This is a genomic window from Actinopolyspora lacussalsi (assembly GCA_030803735.1).
GTDB lineage: Bacteria > Actinomycetota > Actinomycetes > Mycobacteriales > Pseudonocardiaceae > Actinopolyspora > Actinopolyspora lacussalsi.
Map to the genome: position 1 here is coordinate 4,450,709 of JAURUC010000001.1, position 18,595 is coordinate 4,469,303.

16 protein-coding genes, 1 tRNA gene and 1 pseudogene are annotated in these 18,595 nt (G+C 67.6%); 10 read left to right on the top strand and 8 right to left on the bottom strand.

The window, feature by feature from the left end:
* Positions 1–10: 10 nt before the first annotated feature.
* From J2S53_RS19795 to J2S53_RS19810, 4 genes are all read left to right on the top strand, one after another.
* Positions 11–676, top strand: coding sequence for a GNAT family N-acetyltransferase (locus J2S53_RS19795; protein ID WP_130469121.1), 666 nt, complete (start codon positions 11–13; stop codon positions 674–676).
* Between the two features lie 513 nt (positions 677–1,189).
* Positions 1,190–1,831, top strand: a complete 642-nt coding sequence (sepX, locus tag J2S53_RS19800) for a divisome protein SepX/GlpR (RefSeq protein ID WP_456242246.1) — start codon at positions 1,190–1,192, stop codon at positions 1,829–1,831.
* A gap of 90 nt (positions 1,832–1,921) precedes the next feature.
* A tRNA-Ala gene (locus tag J2S53_RS19805) sits at positions 1,922–1,994 on the top strand.
* A gap of 339 nt (positions 1,995–2,333) precedes the next feature.
* Entirely contained in the window at positions 2,334–2,711 is a 378-nt protein-coding gene (locus J2S53_RS19810) for a DUF1330 domain-containing protein (RefSeq protein ID WP_456242247.1), read from the top strand.
* Positions 2,712–3,410: 699 nt separating this feature from the next.
* On the opposite strand, the gene J2S53_RS19815 is transcribed toward J2S53_RS19810, so the two are convergent.
* The 4 genes from J2S53_RS19815 to J2S53_RS19830 form a co-directional block, all read right to left on the bottom strand.
* Entirely contained in the window at positions 3,411–4,214 is an 804-nt protein-coding gene (locus J2S53_RS19815) for an acyltransferase family protein (protein ID WP_456242248.1), read from the bottom strand.
* Between the two features lie 85 nt (positions 4,215–4,299).
* The gene (locus J2S53_RS19820) at positions 4,300–5,295 is read right to left on the bottom strand and encodes a D-alanine--D-alanine ligase family protein (protein ID WP_456242249.1); all 996 of its coding nucleotides are present in this window, start codon (positions 5,293–5,295) and stop codon (positions 4,300–4,302) included.
* Positions 5,292–6,437 carry an alanine racemase gene (gene alr, locus J2S53_RS19825; RefSeq protein ID WP_456242250.1) on the bottom strand — a complete coding sequence of 382 codons (1,146 nt, stop codon included), beginning with the start codon at positions 6,435–6,437 and terminating at the stop codon, positions 5,292–5,294. The genes J2S53_RS19820 and alr overlap by 4 nt, the downstream gene beginning before the upstream one ends.
* Positions 6,434–7,045 (bottom strand): M15 family metallopeptidase, encoded by a 612-nt coding sequence (locus J2S53_RS19830; RefSeq protein WP_456242251.1) that lies wholly within the window; start codon positions 7,043–7,045, stop codon positions 6,434–6,436. The genes alr and J2S53_RS19830 overlap by 4 nt, the downstream gene beginning before the upstream one ends.
* Positions 7,046–7,569: 524 nt before the next feature.
* On the opposite strand from J2S53_RS19830, the gene J2S53_RS19835 reads away from it, so the two are divergent.
* The 3 genes and pseudogenes from J2S53_RS19835 to J2S53_RS19845 all read left to right on the top strand — a co-directional run.
* Positions 7,570–9,078, top strand: coding sequence for a catalase (locus J2S53_RS19835; RefSeq protein ID WP_456242252.1), 1,509 nt, complete (start codon positions 7,570–7,572; stop codon positions 9,076–9,078).
* 220 nt (positions 9,079–9,298) lie between these two features.
* Positions 9,299–9,847: an RNA 2'-phosphotransferase gene (locus J2S53_RS19840; protein WP_456242253.1), complete on the top strand. Its 549-nt coding sequence runs from the start codon at positions 9,299–9,301 to the stop codon at positions 9,845–9,847.
* 105 nt (positions 9,848–9,952) lie between these two features.
* Positions 9,953–10,480 (top strand): annotated as a pseudogene (locus J2S53_RS19845) (maleylpyruvate isomerase N-terminal domain-containing protein); the annotation flags it as partial.
* Here the strand turns inward: J2S53_RS19845 and J2S53_RS19850 are convergent.
* Positions 10,425–10,628, bottom strand: coding sequence for a helix-turn-helix transcriptional regulator (locus J2S53_RS19850; protein WP_207227430.1), 204 nt, complete (start codon positions 10,626–10,628; stop codon positions 10,425–10,427). The pseudogene J2S53_RS19845 and the gene J2S53_RS19850 sit on opposite strands and share 56 nt — an antisense overlap.
* Before the next feature lie 53 nt (positions 10,629–10,681).
* Here J2S53_RS19850 and tnpB point away from each other — a divergent pair, with 53 nt between their 5' ends.
* Together tnpB and J2S53_RS19860 are read left to right on the top strand one after the other, a co-directional pair.
* Complete coding sequence (gene tnpB / locus J2S53_RS19855) at positions 10,682–12,052, top strand: IS607 family element RNA-guided endonuclease TnpB (RefSeq protein WP_456242254.1); 1,371 nt, start codon at positions 10,682–10,684, stop codon at positions 12,050–12,052.
* A 28-nt stretch (positions 12,053–12,080) separates the two neighbouring features.
* Positions 12,081–12,422 carry a hypothetical protein gene (locus J2S53_RS19860; RefSeq protein ID WP_456242255.1) on the top strand — a complete coding sequence of 114 codons (342 nt, stop codon included), beginning with the start codon at positions 12,081–12,083 and terminating at the stop codon, positions 12,420–12,422.
* 88 nt (positions 12,423–12,510) lie between these two features.
* Here the strand turns inward: J2S53_RS19860 and J2S53_RS19865 are convergent, their stop codons facing one another.
* The 3 genes from J2S53_RS19865 to J2S53_RS19875 form a co-directional block, all read right to left on the bottom strand.
* Complete coding sequence (locus tag J2S53_RS19865) at positions 12,511–13,902, bottom strand: peroxidase family protein (RefSeq protein ID WP_456242256.1); 1,392 nt, start codon at positions 13,900–13,902, stop codon at positions 12,511–12,513.
* A 382-nt stretch (positions 13,903–14,284) separates the two neighbouring features.
* Positions 14,285–16,009 (bottom strand): SDR family oxidoreductase, encoded by a 1,725-nt coding sequence (locus tag J2S53_RS19870; protein ID WP_456242257.1) that lies wholly within the window; start codon positions 16,007–16,009, stop codon positions 14,285–14,287.
* Between the two features lie 210 nt (positions 16,010–16,219).
* Positions 16,220–17,143, bottom strand: coding sequence for a LysR family transcriptional regulator (locus J2S53_RS19875; protein WP_130469140.1), 924 nt, complete (start codon positions 17,141–17,143; stop codon positions 16,220–16,222).
* A gap of 72 nt (positions 17,144–17,215) precedes the next feature.
* Between J2S53_RS19875 and J2S53_RS19880 the strand changes: the two genes are divergently transcribed.
* On the top strand, positions 17,216–18,592 hold the full coding sequence (locus J2S53_RS19880) for an MFS transporter (protein ID WP_456242258.1): 1,377 nt from the start codon (positions 17,216–17,218) through the stop codon (positions 18,590–18,592).
* Positions 18,593–18,595 lie beyond the last annotated feature (3 nt).

The following is an 18,595-nucleotide window of genomic DNA, read 5'->3' on the forward strand; positions in this document are numbered from 1 at the left end:
GGTGTTCGTTATGGCGGGAGCCGTCCCCGAATTCGAGCTCGCCGAGGGCAGACATCCCGGTTGGCCCGCCAGGGTCGGGCCGCTGGTGGTGCCGGCGGGCAGGGTGGCGTTGCGCCCGCCCAGGCTGCGCGACGCCGCCGCTTGGAGCGAGGTGCGGCTGCGGGACAGGGACTACCTGCGGCGTTGGGAACCCACCGGTGGTGACTGGAACCAGCGCAACACGAGCACTGCCTGGTTCGGACAGTGGAACGCGCTGCGCAGGATGGCGAGACGCGGCCACGTGCTGCCGTTCGTCATAACGCTGGACGGTGCGCTGGCGGGGCAGCTCACCATCGGGAACATCATCCGGGGTGCGTTGCGTTCCGGATGGATCGGCTACTGGGTCTCGCGGCAGAGCGCGGGCTCGGGAGTGGCCACCGCCGCCGTGGCGCTGGCCGTGGACCACTGTTTCGGTCCGACCGGACTCCACCGACTGGAGGCGACGGTGCGTCCGGAGAACTCACCCAGTGTGCGGGTCCTGGAGAAGTCGGGGTTCCGGCGCGAGGGGTTGTTCGAGCGGTATCTCGACGTGGCCGGAGCCTGGCGCGACCACTGGGTTTACGCGTTGACCCGGGAGGAGGTCCCCGAAGGGGCGGTGGCCGCGTTGATTCGAGCGGGTCGTGCCGAGCGGCCCTGACGGAGCCGCTCCGACTCGGCTGCCGGAACCACCGGGCGTTCCGGCCGTTGTGCGGGGGCGATGATTCCGCCGAACGCGCTCTCTGATGATGTTGTGTATCGACGATCACACGATCTCATTAGGAATCACTGGTTCTTTCGGGTGAAATCCATCGACAAAATTTGATCACTGCGTGTCGTGTCTTGCCCCGTTTGCGGGATTTTCGTGCGTGCTTGGAGCGAGCCGGGCTCGGCGTGGCTCCAAGACAGGTATGAGGGTTCTGGATAACGTGGACAGTGCAGGTGTGTGCCGCCGTTTGCCAGGGGGAGGTGGCAAGGTGTGCTCAGCGCACTGATTTTCGTGGGGTTGGCAGCGGCTTGGCTCGTCGTTCTGGTGCCCATGTTCGTCCGCCGCGGCCGACGAGTCCCACGTACGACGGATACCGCGCTGAACTCGCGAGTGGTTCGGCGCGGTGGCCAGTCCCGGCCCGGGGCGGGTGGAACGAGCGGCAGTGGAAACAAGGAGGCGCTCACGATGCCTGACAGCACAGCAGGCAAGTCCCGTTCATCGGCCGCGCGGGACGACTCGGACCGAACCGACGTCGACGACGAGTTCGACGCCACGGGACGCGAGCACTGGCGTGGTTCGGACGGCGACGAGACCGGGGCGGGACGGCGTTACCGCCCCGGCCGAGGTGGCTTCGATCCGGACGCCGCCGCGCTGGCGGCACGTACCAAGTACGCGCGCAGACAGCGGATCGTGCTCGCCATGCTCGCGGTGGCCGTGGTGACCGCCGTGCTCGCCGGGTTGTCCTGGTCGGCGCTGTGGTGGGTGCACGGTCTCACCGATCTGCTGCTGATCGGGTACCTGGGGTATCTGCGTAAGCAGGTGCGGATCGAGGAGGACGTGCGCAGTCGCAGGCTCGCGCGGCTCTCCGGTGAGTCGGACGAGCGTGACGACGAGCGTGACAACGGGCACGAGGGCTCCCCGCACGCCGTGACCGAGTCCGGTTACCCGGCCGACGAGCCCGTTCCGGAGGAGAGGCCCGCGGGGGCACGACCGGACGTTTCCCGTCCCGGGGACGCCGAGGTGCTCGACATCGACGACGAGGATCCCGAGTTCGACGAACTCGACGATCGGTTGTGGCAGCCGTACCGCCGTGCGGTGGGAGAATAACGTCGAACGGCGGATGGGTGGGGGGTGTGCCCATCCGCCTGAGGCGGTTGCTATGCTAGTCGCGCACTCGGTCGGAAGGCCGGGCACGCCGGGGCTGTAGCGCAGTTGGTAGCGCGTCTCGTTCGCATCGAGAAGGTCCGGGGTTCGATTCCCCGCAGCTCCACCGGGTCGCTCACTGTGCGAACCACTTTTCGAGGCCGTTTCCGCTGGCAAAGCGGGGACGGCCTCGTTTTTATCGCAGAGCCGGGTCGCGTGCCTCCTCCCCGCCCGGCGCCAATGCGACACCAGCCCGACCTGATCACCGGTTACCTCGCCAAGACCGGACTGGACCTCCCATCGCCATGACCCCGATCTCCAACCACCTCTAGCGGCGCGCGGAGGTATCCGAGTAGCGTACCGACTGGACGGTATGCATGTCGGTGCTCGGTGTCCGAACTCGGGCGACCTTCGTGCTGTAGCGAATGCTGTCGCTACGAGAATCCGACTACGACAGGGAGTGTCGATGGCAGTCGATCCCGCGGCGGACGATCTCGCACGCGTGCTGGACGAAGTCCCGGAGGGACCTTTCGTGATGCTCAACCTGCTGCGGTTCACCCCGGACGGCCGCTCTTCATACGAGGAGTACTCGAGGCGGGCCAGGCCCTTGCTGCAGCGTTACGGGGGTGAGGTCATCTATGTCGGCGATGGAACTACACCCCTGGTCGCCGAGGAAGGGCAGGACTGGGACGCGGTGCTGCTCGTCCGATATCCCGATCGGGAGGCGTTCAGTCGTATGGTCGCGGATCCCGAGTACCAGCAGATCACCGGTCTGCGTGCCCGTGGGCTCGCTGAGGCCGTGCTCCAGCCGACTCTCCCCTGGGACTCGCGTCGCGAATCCTGACGAGCTCGGGCTTGGGGAAGCGTCGCGCCGACCGCCGGAGTGAATCCCGGTACCGCAGGGCCGATTGTCCGGTAGGCGTCAGGTAATCCTCGAGTCCGTTGGTCACTGCAGAGGGCAGGACGGCGAGGCATCCGTTTTCGGGCCGTTGCCGGCCGTCGTGCACGCATCTCGCCGTCCGGCTGCGGGCGTCCGCGCGGTAGGCCGATGCGCGTGATCGCTCACAGGACCTACGCCTTGCGGGACATTCGTCGATATCCGCGGCGTCGGGTATCGCCCCTCATGCCGAAACCGGCCGCCCAGATTCGGCACCGTCAACGAGGTGGATCTCGCAGCGGAACCCACCCGAGTTTGACTCTAACGAGGCCAGATGGACACTCAACGATGAGGACCGGGAGCGAACCCAGTACGAGGATCAAGACATACGTGATACCGCCGAGGGGAGGGCGGACGTCCTTACCGGACGGGACACATCCGGCTTCGTGACCGCCATCAACCAGAAGATCCGCGACCTCGCCGACTTCGTCGAGCTCAAGTTCGTTGCTCATCGGGTTGCGGCTTCGGACGGGCGTCCGCGTCGTGGTCGACCGCCCCGCATGACGGGTTGCTCGATGAATCGCCAGCTCAGCGCCGCCGCCACGATGGTCAGCACCAGCGCCAGTGGCCCGGCTACCGCACCCAGTTCGGGCCGCAGCCACAGGGTCAGCGGGTAGTTCCACAGGTAGGCCCCGTAGGAGACGAGGCCGAGTGCCGCGAGCCCCGGGTCAGCAACGCGCGGTTGTCCAGCTCCTGCCAACGCGACCAGACCAGCAGGAGCGCTGCCGTCAGGGTGGCGATCGTCGGGCCGACCAGCAGGTAGGTCAGCACGTGACCGCGCAGGGGCAGGATCGACAGCACCGCGAGCCCCGCGAGGGCGAGTGGTACCAACCTGGCGGACATCCACCCCGAGTGGCCGCGCAGCCGAGTGGCAGCGCCGATCACGAAGCACACGAACCACGAGGTGGGCAGCCCGTAGGCGTTGTCGGGATGGGGCCACAACCAGATCAGCGCCGCCACACAACCGGCCAGCACGATCACCGCGGTGGTCACGAGCGTGGCGGTGACGCTGCGACGTGTCCAGGCCAGCGTCAGCAGCGCGGGCCATACCAGGTAGAACTGCTCCTCGGTGGCCAGCGTCCAACAGTGGAACGCGGCGCCGCCCAAGTGGATGACCGGCAGGTCGTCGGTGAACGTCAGCATCACCGCGACGGTGCGGGGCAGGCTGCCGCTCTCGTCCAGCGGGTCGACGGTCGCCGCCACCGCGACGAACACGACGATCACCGCGAGCAACGCGGGCAACAGTCTCCGGGCTCTGCGCAGGTAGAACCGCCGGTAGTCGATCCTTCCGCCGATGGCCAACTCCTTGGTCAGCACTCCGGTGATCAGGTAACCGCTCAGCGTGAAGAACATCACGATCCCGACCACGCCCGCACCGGGGAATACGTCGGGGAAGGCGTGGCGCAGCATGACGAGCAGGACCGCGAGACCCCGCAGTACGTTGAGTCCGAGACGATCTGTCCGCCACGTGCGAGCTGTCCGCCACGTGCCCGGCTCACCCGCTTGCCGCCGCGGCCACTTCGCCGTCGGCCAGGGCCGATCGGATGAGTCGGTCCAACAGCTCCGGATAGGTCAGTCCCTCGGCGGCGAACATCTTGGGAACCTGGGACTCGGCTGTCATGCCGGGCATCGTGTTCACCTCGTTGAGTACGAAACCATCGGAGGTCAGGAAGAAGTCGATCCGAGCGAGCCCGCGGCAGCCGAGGGCGTCGTACACCCGCAGGGCCGAATCGGTCAGTTCCCCGACCTCGGCTTCGGTCAGCCGAGCCGGGATCTCGAACGCGGCACTTCCGTCGTACTTGGTGGCGGTGTCGAACAGGCCGTCGTCGACCAGAATCTCGAGCGGTGGTCCGACCCGGCGCCCGTGCTCCGGATCGTCGATCACGGTGACGTCCACCTCGCGGCCCGCCACCACGTGCTCCACGAGCACCCGTTCGTCGAGTTCCAACGCCGCCCGCAGCGCCGGTTCGAGTTCCGCCGCGGTCCGCACCAGGCGGACCCCGAAACTCGATCCCGCCGCGATCGGCTTGACCACCACGGATCGGTCGAAGACTACTGTGGACAGCTCGTTCCGCGTGACGAGCCTGTCCGGCGCGGTTCGTACCCCGACGGCCTCGGCCACCCGCTTCGTCGCCCACTTGTCCATCGCGAGCGCGCCCGCACGTACCGGCGCACCGACGTACGGGACGCCGGCCAGCTCGCACAAGGCGGCGAGACTCCCGTCCTCGCCTCGTGGTCCGTGCAACAGCGGCATCACCACGTCGCAATCCGCGAGCACCCCGAGCGCGGCGGCGAGATCGTCGGCGGGCGAGCTGCCGAGCGGCTGCCCGTCAGGACCCAGCCACCTGCCGTCGCGGCGGATGGTCAACGCCACCGCCTCGTAGTCGGCGGGGTCGAGTGCCGCACGTACCGAGGCCGCGGAGGCCAGCGAGACATCGTGTTCGCTGTTCTGCCCCCCGCCGATCACGGCCACCCGTAACCGTTCGCTCATCGAATGCTCCTCCGAATCCGGTGACCGATACCGGTCACGATCTCGTGCGGGATGGTGCCCGCCCAGTGCGCCCAGTCGTCGACGGTCGGTTCGCCGTCGTCACCCGGACCGAACACCACCGCCTCGGTGCCCGGCTGGACCGGATCGTCCCCCAGATCCACCACGACCTGATCCATCGAGATCACCCCGGCCACCGGGCACCTCCTGCCCGCGACCAGGACCCAAGCCCCCTCCGATGCGTCCCGACGCAGGCCGTCGGCGTAGCCGACGGGGAGCAGCGCCAGGTTGGTGGCACGGTCGGTCACATGGGTGTGCCCGTAGCCGATCCCGGTTTCGGCGGGTACTCGCCGCACCTGGACGACGGGTGCGGTAAATCGCAGCGCGGAGCGCAGTCGTGTGCTGTCGGACGGGTCGATGCCAACCAGCCCGGCTCCGATCCGAACCAGTTCCAGGTGCGCGTCGGGGTCGGTCAGCGTGGCGGCCGTGGCGGCCAAGTGCCGAATCGAGGGACGGAGCCCAGCCTGTTCGGCCGCCTCCACCCCGTCGAGCATCATTCGCAGTCCGGTCGTGTTCGCCGGGTGGCCCGGCTCGTCGGCCCTGGCCAGGTGGCCCATCACCCCCACGACCGTGATGTGTCCGGCGATCTCGGCTCGCCGGGCGATCGTCATCAGGTCGGCCCATTCGTCCGGGGCGGCGCCGTCGCGGGCCATCCCCGTATCGAGCTGGAGGTGTACTCGGGCCCGATATCCGGACCACGCGGCGGCCTCGACCACGACCGCCAGGTGGTTCTCACTGGGTACGGCGAGGTCGACCCGGTGCCTGCAAGCGGTCGTGACGTCGGCGTCCACCGGATTCAGCCAGCTCAGCACCGGTGCGTCCACTCCGGTGGCGCGCACGGCCAGGGCCTCCGTGATCGACGTGGTGCCGAGCCAGCTCGCGCCGCTCGCGAGCGCGGTTCTGACCATCGCGTGCAGTCCGTGTCCGAACCCGTCGGCTTTCACCACGGCCATCACTTCGCCGCGTGCCTGCCTTACGAATCGGCGGGTGTTGGCGGCCACGGCGGCCAGGTCGATCTCCAACGTGGGTTCGTGACCCCCCGTGGTGCTTCGGGAGGTCCGTGGGCGGGTCGCCGGCGCGTTCATGCCGGCACCTTCGTTTCGACAGGTCCGTAGATGGCGTGTCCGCTTTCGGTCAGTAACGCCCAGTACCTGTCCCCGTAGGACCAGTGCCACCACTCGGTGGGGTAGTTGACCAGTCCGGCGTCACCGAGCGCGCGTGCCAGTGTCGTCCGGTTGCGCCGTGCCGTCCGGTCCACCTCGGCGTCGAACCAACACGCGCCGTCGCTGTGCTCCGGAGTGGCGTCGACCGCCGTCCCCAGCCACAGTTCCTCGCCCTCCTCGTCGACCAGCGTCAGATCGACCGCCGCTCCGGCCACGTGCGGAGCCACCGCCACGGGTGCGACGAACCGGCTGGACAGCCGGTCCAGTTCGGCCTCATCGGAGTCGGGATGCAGCACGCGTAACTCGCCGGTGTAGTCATCGATGATGGCCTGCTGATCCCTCACGCTCCGGTGGCCCTCCAGGACCCGAAGATCCACACCGGGCGGCAGCGCGCTCCTGGCCTCGTCCAGCCGGTCGGCGAGCCCCGATCGCACCATGACCCCGGACGCGAAGTCCAAAGGTATCAGCGGATCACCGTTGTCACGCACACCGATCGCGCGAACTCGCGGGTCGGCCAGCAAGATCGTCATGTCGTCGAGACTATGAACGCACCGCGTGTCACCACATCGTTCGGAAGTACGAGCGACAGCGCCGAACGGCCGGTTTTCTCTCTGCACGGATGGTCCGATCGGTCGGGCTCCCGAAGATGACGCTGTCGCTGCCTTCGTCCACACCTCGGGCAACACGATCAGTGCCCTTCCGCGTGTCCCGATTTGCTCCGTTCCGGATACGGGAGTGCACTGGGTGTATGGGGAACGGCGGTGTGCCGGTACACGGGTTCTCACGCCCGGCTGGCCGGTTGGTGTTCGGGTCGATCTCGCCGATTCGGGCGCGTTCGGGCCGCTCGTGGCACGCGTGTCACGCGGGGGCGGATCGCCCGGTTCCCGTGCGGTGCCGCTCCGGCGCGGAGTGCGGTCTCGTCGACCGGGGCGTACGAGGACGCATGTGTGCCCGGTACCGCGCCGTTGCCTGAATCCCCACGAGGACGGCGTGGACATGCTCGCCAGGGCCGGGGTCGTGTTGTGGGACCCGTCGCGGGGCCCGCCGGGTGAGCATGCGGACTTCGCCACCTCGAAACCACCACGAGGAGGCACCAGCAGTGACGCAAGAAAAACCCAAACCCCCGACAACAACCGATGCCGGAATCCCGGTCGAAAGCGACGAGCACTCGTTGACGGTGGGCCCGAACGGGCCGATCCTGCTGCAGGACAACTACCTCATCGAGCAGATGGCGCAGTTCAACCGGGAGCGAATCCCGGAACGCCAGCCGCACGCCAAGGGCAACGGCGCGTTCGGTGAGTTCGTGGTGACCAACGACGTCAGCGCCTACACGAAGGCTTCCGTGTTTCAGCCGGGCACCCGCACCGAGATGATGATCCGGTTCTCCACGGTCGCCGGTGAGCGCGGCAGCCCGGACACCTGGCGTGATCCGCGTGGTTTCGCGGTGAAGTTCTACACCAGCGACGGCAACTACGACATGGTCGGCAACAACACGCCGGTGTTCTTCGTCCGCGATCCGATGAAGTTCCAGCACTTCATCCGTTCGCAGAAGCGACGCGCGGACACCAATTCGCGCGACAAGGACATGCAGTGGGACTTCTGGACGCTCTCCCCCGAATCGGCACACCAGGTCACCTGGCTCATGGGCGACCGGGGGATCCCGAAGACCTGGCGGCACATGAACGGCTACTCCAGCCACACCTACATGTGGATCAACGACCGGGGCGAGAAGTTCTGGGTCAAGTACCACTTCAAGACCGACCAGGGCGTCGACTTCCTCACGCAGCAGGAGGCCGACCACCTGGCCGGCGCGGACGGTGACTACCACCAGCGGGACCTCTACCAGGCCATCGAGAACGGGGATCACCCCAGCTGGACGCTGTACGTGCAGATCATGCCGTTCGCCGAGGCCGAGACCTACCGGTTCAACCCGTTCGACCTGACCAAGGTCTGGCCCCACGGTGACTATCCGCTCATCGAGGTGGGGCGGATGAAGCTCAACCGGAACCCGACCGATCACCACACCGAGATCGAGCAGGCCGCGTTCGAACCGAACAACCTCGTTCCGGGGATCGGTCCGAGCCCGGACAAGATGCTGCTGGCCCGGTTGTTCTCCTATGCCGATGCCCACCGGGCGCGACTGGGAGCCAACTACAAGCAGATCCCGGTCAACTCGGCCGAGGTGCCCGTCCACAGTTACAGCAAGGACGGCAGCATGCGGGTCAACAAGATCTCGGACCCGGTGTACGCACCGAACTCCTACGGTGGTCCCGAGGCCGACACGGCCCGGTTCGGCGATTACGCCGGTTGGCACACCAGTGGTGAGATGGTGCACGAGGCGTACACCCCTCGCCGGGACGACGACGACTTCATCCAGGCGGGCACGCTGGTTCGCGAGGTGATGGACGACGCCGCCCGGGAACGGCTGGTCAACAACGTCTCGGGGCACCTGCTCGACGGCGTCACCGAACCGATCCTGCAGCGCGCCTTCGAGTACTGGCGCAACATCGACGAGGACATCGGCAAGCGCATCGAGCGGGCGGTCCGCAACCACAACGGCTGACCGCTCAATTCCACTCGCCGCGCCTCGTCACCCGGGGTGCTCCGGTCCGGCCGGGGCACCCCGGGTTGTGCGCGGAGCGTACCGCCGGCCGCATGCCCGGCGATTTCGCGAGAAATCGACGCCGCCCAGCGAGTTGTGGCCCTACCGAGCGGGTGGTCCTCCGGGCCGTTCTCGAAAAGAAGTTGCGTTTCGTCCCGGTCGATGCGGCAATGAGCGGCGAATGGAACAACGGGAAATAGTGCGCGTGTCCAAGCGGCTCGCGCTGTATCTGCGCCATGCTCCCGAACGCATCGGTATCCGCCTGGAAGCCGACGGCTGGGTGAGTGTGGACGAGCTGCTGTCCGCGTTGGACCAGCACGGTATGCCGCTTACTCGTGATCAGCTCGCCGAGGTCGTGCTCCGCAACGACAAGTCACGCTTCGCCTTCGATCGCACCGGCGAGTCGATCAGGGCCAACCAGGGCCACAGCGTCGTCGTCGATCTCGATCTGCCGGTGACCTCGCCCCCGGAAGTGCTGTACCACGGCACTGTCGAGCGCTTTCTGCCCTCGATCCGTGCCGACGGGCTCCTGCCGAGGAATCGCCACCACGTCCATCTTTCGGCGAGCGTCGCCGAAGCGCGTGCTGTCGGTGCGCGCAGGGGAACACCTGTCGTGCTGGAGATCGCCGCACGCGAGATGGTCGAGGCGGACCACGAGTTCCGGGTCAGTACGAACGGGGTTTGGTTGGTGGACCGTGTCCCGCCGGGTTTCCTGCGTCGCGGTACCTGAGCCGCTGCCACCACCATTCCGGTACACCGGGTGCTCTTTCCGCGTGCCCGGCGATTTCGCGAGAAATCGACGCACGGCGGGGCGGTTCGGCTCTACGGTGTAGTCATGGGTGCACTGGACCACGAGCGCTACTGCTCGGAGATCGTCACGCAGGCCAAGCTGCTGGGCAAAGCCGTCGACGGCGCGGAACCGGACTCGACCGTGCCGAGCTGCCCGAACTGGAACCTGGAGCGGTTGATGCTGCATCTGGGAGGTGAGTACCGCTGGGCGGAGCAGATCGTGCGCACGCGTGATCAGGTAGAGATCTGTGCCGCCCATGCCGACGGCGCCCCCGAGCCCGCGGGGCAGGATTCGGCTTCCCTCGGGACATGGTTGGTCGAGGGGGCCGAGGGCCTCGCGGATGCGCTGCGTGGCGCGGGACCGGAGGCGGAGGTCTGGAACCCGATCGTCGGAGTACCGCGGAACGCGCTCTCGTGGGCTCGACGCATGACGCACGAGACGCTGTTGCACCGGGCCGACGCGGAGTTCACGGTCGGTGCGGGGTTCTCAACTGCTGTCGGTTTCGCGGAAAAACGTGTCAACGCGTGTCAGCGTGTCCGCGTGGTGGGTGGTCGTAACGCCACGCGCGGAGCTTGTCCGGGTCGTACAGGACGGTGCGGCCGACCCTGGTCGGCTGGGGGAAGTCGTCGTAGGTGTAGGAGTTGCGGTACAGCGTCTTCACGCTGATGCCCAGTAGTTCAGCTGCTTGTGGGGCGGAGATCAGCCCATCCAAGTTAGACATACTTGAGTATGTTAGCTTGTGGTCAAGCAAAACGCCACGAGGAGGTGACAAGCATGGCCACGGTGTTGCAGGCATACCAGTTCGCGCTCGAACCCACGCCTGATCAGCGGGCCATGTTGTCGTCGCACTGCGGCGCGGCCCGGTTCGCCTACAACTGGGGCTTAGCGCAGGTCAAGGCCGTGATGGAGCAGCGCAGCGCCGAACGCAGCTACGACTTGCCCGAGGATCAGCTCACCCCCTCCATGCCGTGGTCGGCCTATTCCCTGCGCAAAGCCTGGAACACCGCCAAGCACGACGTTGCCCCCTGGTGGGGCGAGAACTCGAAAGAGGCGTACGCCTCCGGGCTGGCGAACCTCGCGACCGCGCTGGACAACTGGAACAAGTCACGGAAGGGCAAGCGCGCCGGGGGCAAGATGAGGTTCCCCCGGTTCAAGTCCAAACGTCACCGCTTGTCGTGCCGGTTCACGACCGGTTCGTTCGGCCTGGCCGCCCGCGATCGCCGTCATGTGAAGCTGCCCCGCATCGGCACGGTGCGCACCTACGAGTCCACCCGCACACTCGCCCGGCACGTCGAGCGCGGCACCGCCCACATCCGCTCGGCCAGTGTGAGCTTTCATCGGGGCCGGTGGCACGTGTCGTTCTCCGTGGAGATCACCAAGACCGAACCCAAGCCTGCGGGCAAGGGCGGTGCGGTCGGCGTGGATCTCGGAATCAAGTCCCTCGCCGTGCTCTCCACCGGCGAAACCATTGCCAACCCCAAGCACCTCGAAGTAGCGCAGCGCGAACTACGCCGGTTGCAGCGCCAAGCCTCCCGCCGAAACGGCCCAGACAAGCGCCCCCGGAAGCAGCCGTCGAACCGGTGGCGCAAGACCCAAGCACGCATCGCGAAGCTGAACATCGCCATCGCGAACGCACGCCGGGATGGTCTGCACAAACTCTCGGCGCGCTTGGTCGATGAGTTCGACGCCGTGGTGGTGGAAGACCTCAACGTGGCCGGGATGGTGCGTAACCACAAGCTTGCCCGCGTCGTCTCCGATGTCGGCATGGCTGAGCTGCGTCGCCAGCTCGACTACAAAACCACGTGGAACGGTCGCGACCTGGTGGTGGCCGACCGGTGGTATCCCAGCTCGAAGACCTGCAACGACTGTGGTGCGGTGAAAACCAAACTGCGCCTGTCCGAGCGGACATTCACCTGCGATCACTGCGGATACACCGCTGATCGTGATCTCAACGCGGCCCGCAACCTAGCGGGTCTCGCGTCCACGGCGAGTTGCGTCGGGACGGAAAACACGCCCGCTGGAAACCCACGTAAGACCAGCCCCGCTGGCAACGGGTACCGCCACGGGAAGACCCCGCCCCAACGGGCCAGGGCCAACGCTGCGCCGCAAGGCGACAGCTCAGGAACACTTTTACACGTTTCCTGAACGGTTCACATCGGATCCGGAGCTCGCGGTGGACGCGCTGGACGAGTGGATGCTGCTGTGCGCGCTGCCGCGGTTATCGCAGGCCGATCCCGAGCTGCGGCGGCTGCTCGGTGACGGGAACACGGTGCACCTGCACGCCACCGACGTGCCCGAGGAGCTCGCGGCGGAGTGGTTGGTCGACCTGAGCGGGGAGCCGATCACCTGGCGTCGTGCGCACGAGAAGGCGACCGTGGCGCTACGGGGGTCGCTGACGGGATTGCTGCTGGCCGCCTACCTGCGAAAGCCGTTGTCCGATCCGGACCTCGAGGTGCTCGGCGACACCGAGCTGCTGCGCGGCTGGTTGGAGCGCGTCACCGTCTGGTTCCGCTAGGTTCCGCGCGGTTCGGCGGCCGTGCGGACGCGTCACCGGAGGACGGCGCCGCGCCCGCCCGGGCACGGCGCCCTCCGCGAGTGGATCGTCACTCCACCGAGACCACCCCGGCGTAGCGCAGCAGGTCGACGATGCCGAACTCGCTGCCCACGCCACCGATCGTGGGTTCCCAGCGCGGGAACACCGACAGGTAGGAGCTCGGATCCGCCCGCAGCAGGCCCACCAGCGTCTCGGCGACGAGACGGCCGCCGACCGGACCGAGCTGTCGTCCCCCGCGCAGCACCTCGGCTTCCTTCAGCAGGTAGTACCAGAGGTATATCGGCCCCTCGCTCCCCAGCTCCTCGTCGCTGAGCGGAATCTCCCCGATCTTGCGGGCCACGTCCTGCCCCGAGGGGAGCTGTTGCGTCTCGCTGCGCAGCAGGTTGCGCACCACGAGCGAGCGCAGCTGCGACGGCAACGCACCGTCGACCGCGCCCGGAACGGCACGGATGGGCAGATCCAGCAGCCGCGTGTTGATCGCGGCCTCGAACCGCTTGGCCTGCGTGGCGCTCGTTTCCTCGTCCGTCTGGAAGAAGTAGCGCCAGTCCACCGTGTCCTCCGGCGCCACCGGTCCGCCGTTCAGATCCGTTCTGGGAACACCGGGCGCCTCCGGATCCTCCGGAAAGATCGGTGCGAAGAAGGACTCGTTGACCCGGTAGTGCGAACGGATGGTGGCGTGGCCGAACCGGAAACCGGCCACCGCGAACTCCACCGGGATGAACGGATCACCGCTCGGGTCGAAGAACCGCGGTCCGTTCTCGGCTATGTCGTTCATCAGGTCCTCGCCGACCACCAGCGGGAGGAACTGATTGCGTACGATCCATTGGAAGTGCCAGCGCACCAACTGTTGTGCGGTGGCCAGGAGATCGTCGTAGTAATTGCTCAACGTCAGCAGTTCGGTGGTCGACCGGCCTTCCTCCGGCCGTTCGGGTGCGTTGGGAAACACTTGGCCGAAGACGTCGGTGATTTCACCGGATCGCAGTTCGTCCACGATCCGGTTGTGGAACTTAGCGAATGCCAGATGCAGCTGCGATATAATCAGATTCTCGTCGTTGCGCGGATCGCCGATCAACGCCACTCCCTCCGGAGTTCGGGCGTGATCGTGCCCCCCTTCTGCGATCGCGAGTTTGGTCTGCTGTGACTCGGCGTCGTAGAGGAGTTCGTCGACGGCCGGGCCGCCGCCGTACAGGTGGTCCAGATCGAGGCGCGGTGAGCGGAAACTGCGCAGGGCTTCGGGGTCGACCCGCTGTTCCAGGCTGCTGGTCGGATCGAACGTGATGTTGTGGTCGATGAACTGTCCGAGAAAGGTGAACCCCGAGTCGAGGACCGGGTTCTGTTGCTCGTCGGTCGTGGTTCCGGAATCCATTTTTCCACCCGGTAGGCCGAACTCCTCGGCGAGTTCCGGCCCGGTGGCCCTTCTGGGTTCGATCGTCGGAAACATTCTGCCGAATCTGCCGGTTACCGCACCGTTTCGTGCGGCCGACTGCCCCCGGTTCCGCGATCCGTGTACCGTCATGAACAAACTCCCGCTTTGGTTTTCATGCGGCGAACATCGCAAAAGGATCGAATGTCTCTCGCCCCCCATGAACAGACCTTCGGTCGTTCCCGATGTGCCTGCGATCTTCTCCTCGCGAATCCGCGCGCGAAGAGATCCTTCCCTCCGGAGAGATCCGATTCCCAATCGGATCCGTAAACGAAAGTAGTGGATTTCACTCGACAGTGACAATCAACTACTCGGTAAGTCACTCGAATGGAGCAGAGTTAGGATTTCGGCAGTACGGAAGGTAGCGGGGTAACCGGGTAAGCCTGCCGATCATCCCCGATCAGCCCCGGGCACGTGTCACCGTTCGCAACAGGCCGGGCGTCAACCGCGAGAGCAGCAGGCCCGCCCTGGCCTCCGGCGTGACCGGTGCGACGGCTCGGTCGCGGCGAACCGCCCGCAGGATCTCCGCCGCGGCGCTCTCAGAGGTGAAGGCGCGACGACGATAGAGGCGCCCCGCTCGTTCCCGCTTGCGCCGTTGCTGTTCGGGAGAGCTGCCCACGAAGGTCGTCGTGTCGGTTATGCCGGAGCTGACCACTCCCGGGCACACCGCGGTGACCCCGATGCCGTGCGCGGACAGCTCACCCCGCAGTCGTTCGGAGAGGGCGAGTACCGCGGCCTTGGAGCTCGCGTAGGCGGGCAACCCCGGTACGGGCAGATAGGCCGCCGCCGAGGCCACGTTGACGATCCGGCCGCCCTCGCCGCGCTCGATCAGCTGTTCGGCGAACGCCCGGCAACCGTGGATCACGCCCCACAGGTTCACGTCCAGGACCCGTTGCCAGTCGGCCTCCGTGGTGTCCATGAAGGAACCGGACATGCCGATCCCGGCGTTGTTGATCACTATGTCGGCTACGCCGTGCTCCTCCCGTACCCGTTCGGCCAGCTCCCGCACCGAGGAGCCCGTCGCCACGTCCACGCCGTATCCCGCGGCCACGGCCCCCTGCTCGCGCAGTCGCGCCGCGGTCAGCCGCGCCGCGGCTTCGTCCACATCGGCCGCCACGATCTCGGCGCCCTCCGCCGCGAAGGCGTGCGCGGTGGCACGACCTATTCCGCTTCCCGCCCCGGTGACCACGACGAGCCGGTCCGCGAAACCCCGCCGATCGACGCCGGTTCGGGCTCTGCGCAGTTCCCGGGACTGTTCCCCGCCTTCCAGGTGCCGGACGAACTCCTCGGTAGCGTGGGCGATCCGTTCCGGGGAGCTGCGGGGCAGCCAGTGCCCGCCCCGCAGGTGCCGCACCCGCAGGTCCTCGACCCAGCGGTCGATCTCGGTCTGCATGGGGGTTCCGACGAAGGAATCGCCCGTGGGGGCGAGTACCTGCACCGGTACCGAGGTGGCGCGTGGGGTCGGAGCGCGGAACCGCCGCGAGGTGTTCCTGCGGTACAGCGCGAGCCCGGCCACCCCGTCACTGGTTCGCGCCGTGATGTGCCGAGCACTGGGGTCCAGCAGCCGTATCACCCGCCGCATGATGCCGGTGCGCCACGCCAGTTCGGGGATGACGGGAAGCTGGAAGAAACCGATGTAGCCGGAGTGCGTGAGTTGGCTCACCAGGTCGCGGAGCCCTCGCGGCGTGGGACGGCGCAGTTTGCTCCGCATCCACTCGCCCGCGTGGTCGAGGGAGGGGCCCGAGATCGTGGTGAAGGAGCGGATTCGTTCCCGCAGCCTCGGATTGGTGACGGCCTGCCACGCCTGGATCGATCCCCAGTCGTGGGCCAGCAGGTGCACGGGGCGTTCGGGACTGACCTCGTCCATGACCCGTTCCAGGTCGGCGGCGAGCCGCTCGAGGTCGTAGGCGTCGTTCCGGCGGGGCCTGTCCGATTCGCCCGCGCCCCGCACGTCGTAGGTGACCACGTGATACCGCTCGGCGAGCAGGGGAACCACCTCGTCCCAGACGTGCCGGTCGTCGGGATACCCGTGTACGCACACGATGCACGGACGTGCACGGTCGCCGTGCTCGCGCACCGCGAGCCGGATTCCGTCGCTGGTGTGTACTCGCGGACTGGCCGTCATGATCACGTCCTCGTCGGGGGTCCCGAAGCCGTCGGCCCGCCCGGGGCGGGCAACCGACCGGTCCGGGCGTTATTTCGTCCGGCCCGATCGACGAAGTAACTGTTACCACGAGTAACAGTAGGTTGTCGAACACCGAGCGACACCGGTGATCCACCGCGACGGGCCGACTCGCGTGCTGACCACCTGTCCCGGCGAATCGTTCCGCCCCTGTTACCCCTGGGCAGGCGGAGGGAGGAGCGTGTCGGCGGTTCGGGTGATCGTGTCCAGCGCGGTGGCGATCGCCGGGCGGTCCCGGCTGCCGAGCCTGTTGGTCGCCAGGATGCGGCGTGCCGGTGCCGGTTCGCCGCGCAGCGGGATGCGGGTGACGGGCCAGTCCTGGTGCAACCTGGCGAGCCTGGGAACGAGGATGATGCCGAAGTCGTGGGCCACCAGGGCTGTTCCGGTCTCCCACTCGTCGGCGTAGTGCGCGATGTCCGGTGTGAACCCGGCCGCCATGCACGCGGTGCGCACCAGGTGGTGGTAGGTGCTGCCCGGCCGTCCCAGTATCCACGACTCGTCGGCGGCGTCGGCGAGCGTGACCGTCCGGCGCTCGGTCAGGTGGTGGTGCTCGGGTACCACCAGATCGAGCGGATCGTCGAGCAGTGGATGCTGGTCGAAGCGGGTGTCCGATGCGGGCGGCGTGTCGTCGGTGGCGATCAGCAGTGCCAGATCGGCATCGCCCGCCAGCAGCAGATCGAAGCAGCGCGCCGGTTCGGCCTCGATGACCCGGACCCGCAGGTGCGGGTAGTGGTCCCGTAGCGCGGCGGCGGCCGGGGGAAGCAGGTGAGTCGCCGCGGTGGAGAAGCCGCACACGGTGAACGAGCCCTCGGGTTCGTCGGTGGCGGCGGCCAGTTCCGCCCGGGCGCGCTCGGCCTGTGCGGACAGCACCTCGGCGTGGCGCAGCACGGTCGTGGCGGCGGCGGTCAATCGGATGCCGCGCCCCGACTGGGTGATCAGTTCCACCCCGAGTTCGGCGGCCAGCTGACGCAACTGGTGTGACACGGCCGAGGGCGTGTAGTGCAACGCCTGGGCGGCGGCGGTGACCGTGCCGTGGTGGGCCACCAGCTGCAGCACCCGCAACTTCGGATCGATCATGTAAATATTTTGCACGATCGTTTGCGAAAACGTTTGCTTCTCTGCAGCAGTTTTCGTGGACAGACTGGTGTCGTGCTGTTCCGGAGATTTTTCGACGAAGATGGTTCCGGTCCCCGACTCGCCACGGGCAGGTTTGCCACCGGTCGCGCCCACGAGGTGCGTACGGCGGTCTACCTGCTGGTCGTGCTCACTGCGGGGGCCTATCTGCCCAGCCCGTTGTACCCCGACTACCAGCAGGCCTTCGGATTCGGCGATCTCACGATGACGTCGATCTACGCCACCTTCGCACTCGTCAGCGCGCCCGCCCTGCTGCTGTTCGGCCCGGCTTCGGACGCGCTGGGTCCCAGAACGGTACTTCGCGCTGGCTTGCTGGCCGCCGCGCTCGGTTCGTGCTGTTTCGCGCTCGCCTCCGGCCCGGCCTGGTTGCTGGTGGGGCGCGCCGCGCAGGGAACAGCGCTGGGAGCCGTGACCGGGGCGACCAGCGCGCTGCTCGTCGAACGGGCCGCGAACAGGGACAGGTTACGCGCGTCCACAGTGGCCAGCATGGGATTCGTGGCGGGGACCGCCACCGGGCCGCTCGTCGCGGGGGTGCTGGCCCAGTACGCGCCCGCGCCCCGCCTCTCGCCCTATCTGGTGCATCTGGCGCTGCTGGCGGTCGGGTGGTGCCTGGTCTCGGCACTGCCCGCGGCCACCTCCCGGGTGAGCCGTTGGCGCCCGACACGCCCGCGAATACCGGCGGGGATACGCGCTTCGTTCACCACGGCCGCCGCTTCCGGCTTCCTCGCCTGGACCGGCGCCGGCCTCTTCCTGGCGGTCGTGCCGGTCGTGCTCGGTCGACGGGCGGGAGTCGAGAACCCGGCGATCACGGGCGCGCTGCTCTGTGCCGTGCTCACCTGCTCGGTGCTGATTCAACCGCTGGTGACCCGGTTCGGTCCGCGCCTGGCGCAGCTGCTCGGGCTCGGTGCGTTGCTGAGCGGGCTCGTGCTGCTGGCGCTGACCGGCGGCGGTTCGCTGTCGGTGACCGTGATCGCGGCGGTGGCCACCGGAGTCGGGCACGGCCTCACCTACAGCGGCGCGGGCGCCACCATCGACGTGGTAGCTCCCGAACGGCAGCGCGCGGGGGTGACCTCCGCGCTCTACATCGCCTTCTACGCCGGTGCCGGGCTGCCCGCTGTGGTGGTCGGACTGCTGACCCGCTGGCACGACATGGCCACGGCCGTGTCCTGGTTGGGTGCCGTCGCCGCTTCGCTCGTGCCGATCGTCGTGATGGCGCTGCTGCTGGCCGACCGCAACCGGCGGGTGTCGCGTACCGAGTTCCGGGCACGAACCACCGCCACGTACCAGCCGTTCCGTGAGCCCCGTCGGTTCGGCCGATTCGGTCGACGCGACGTGCCCGCACACCAGGACCGGCTCGAACCGGCCGATACCGAGTTCAGCCGATCGGGATGAGCC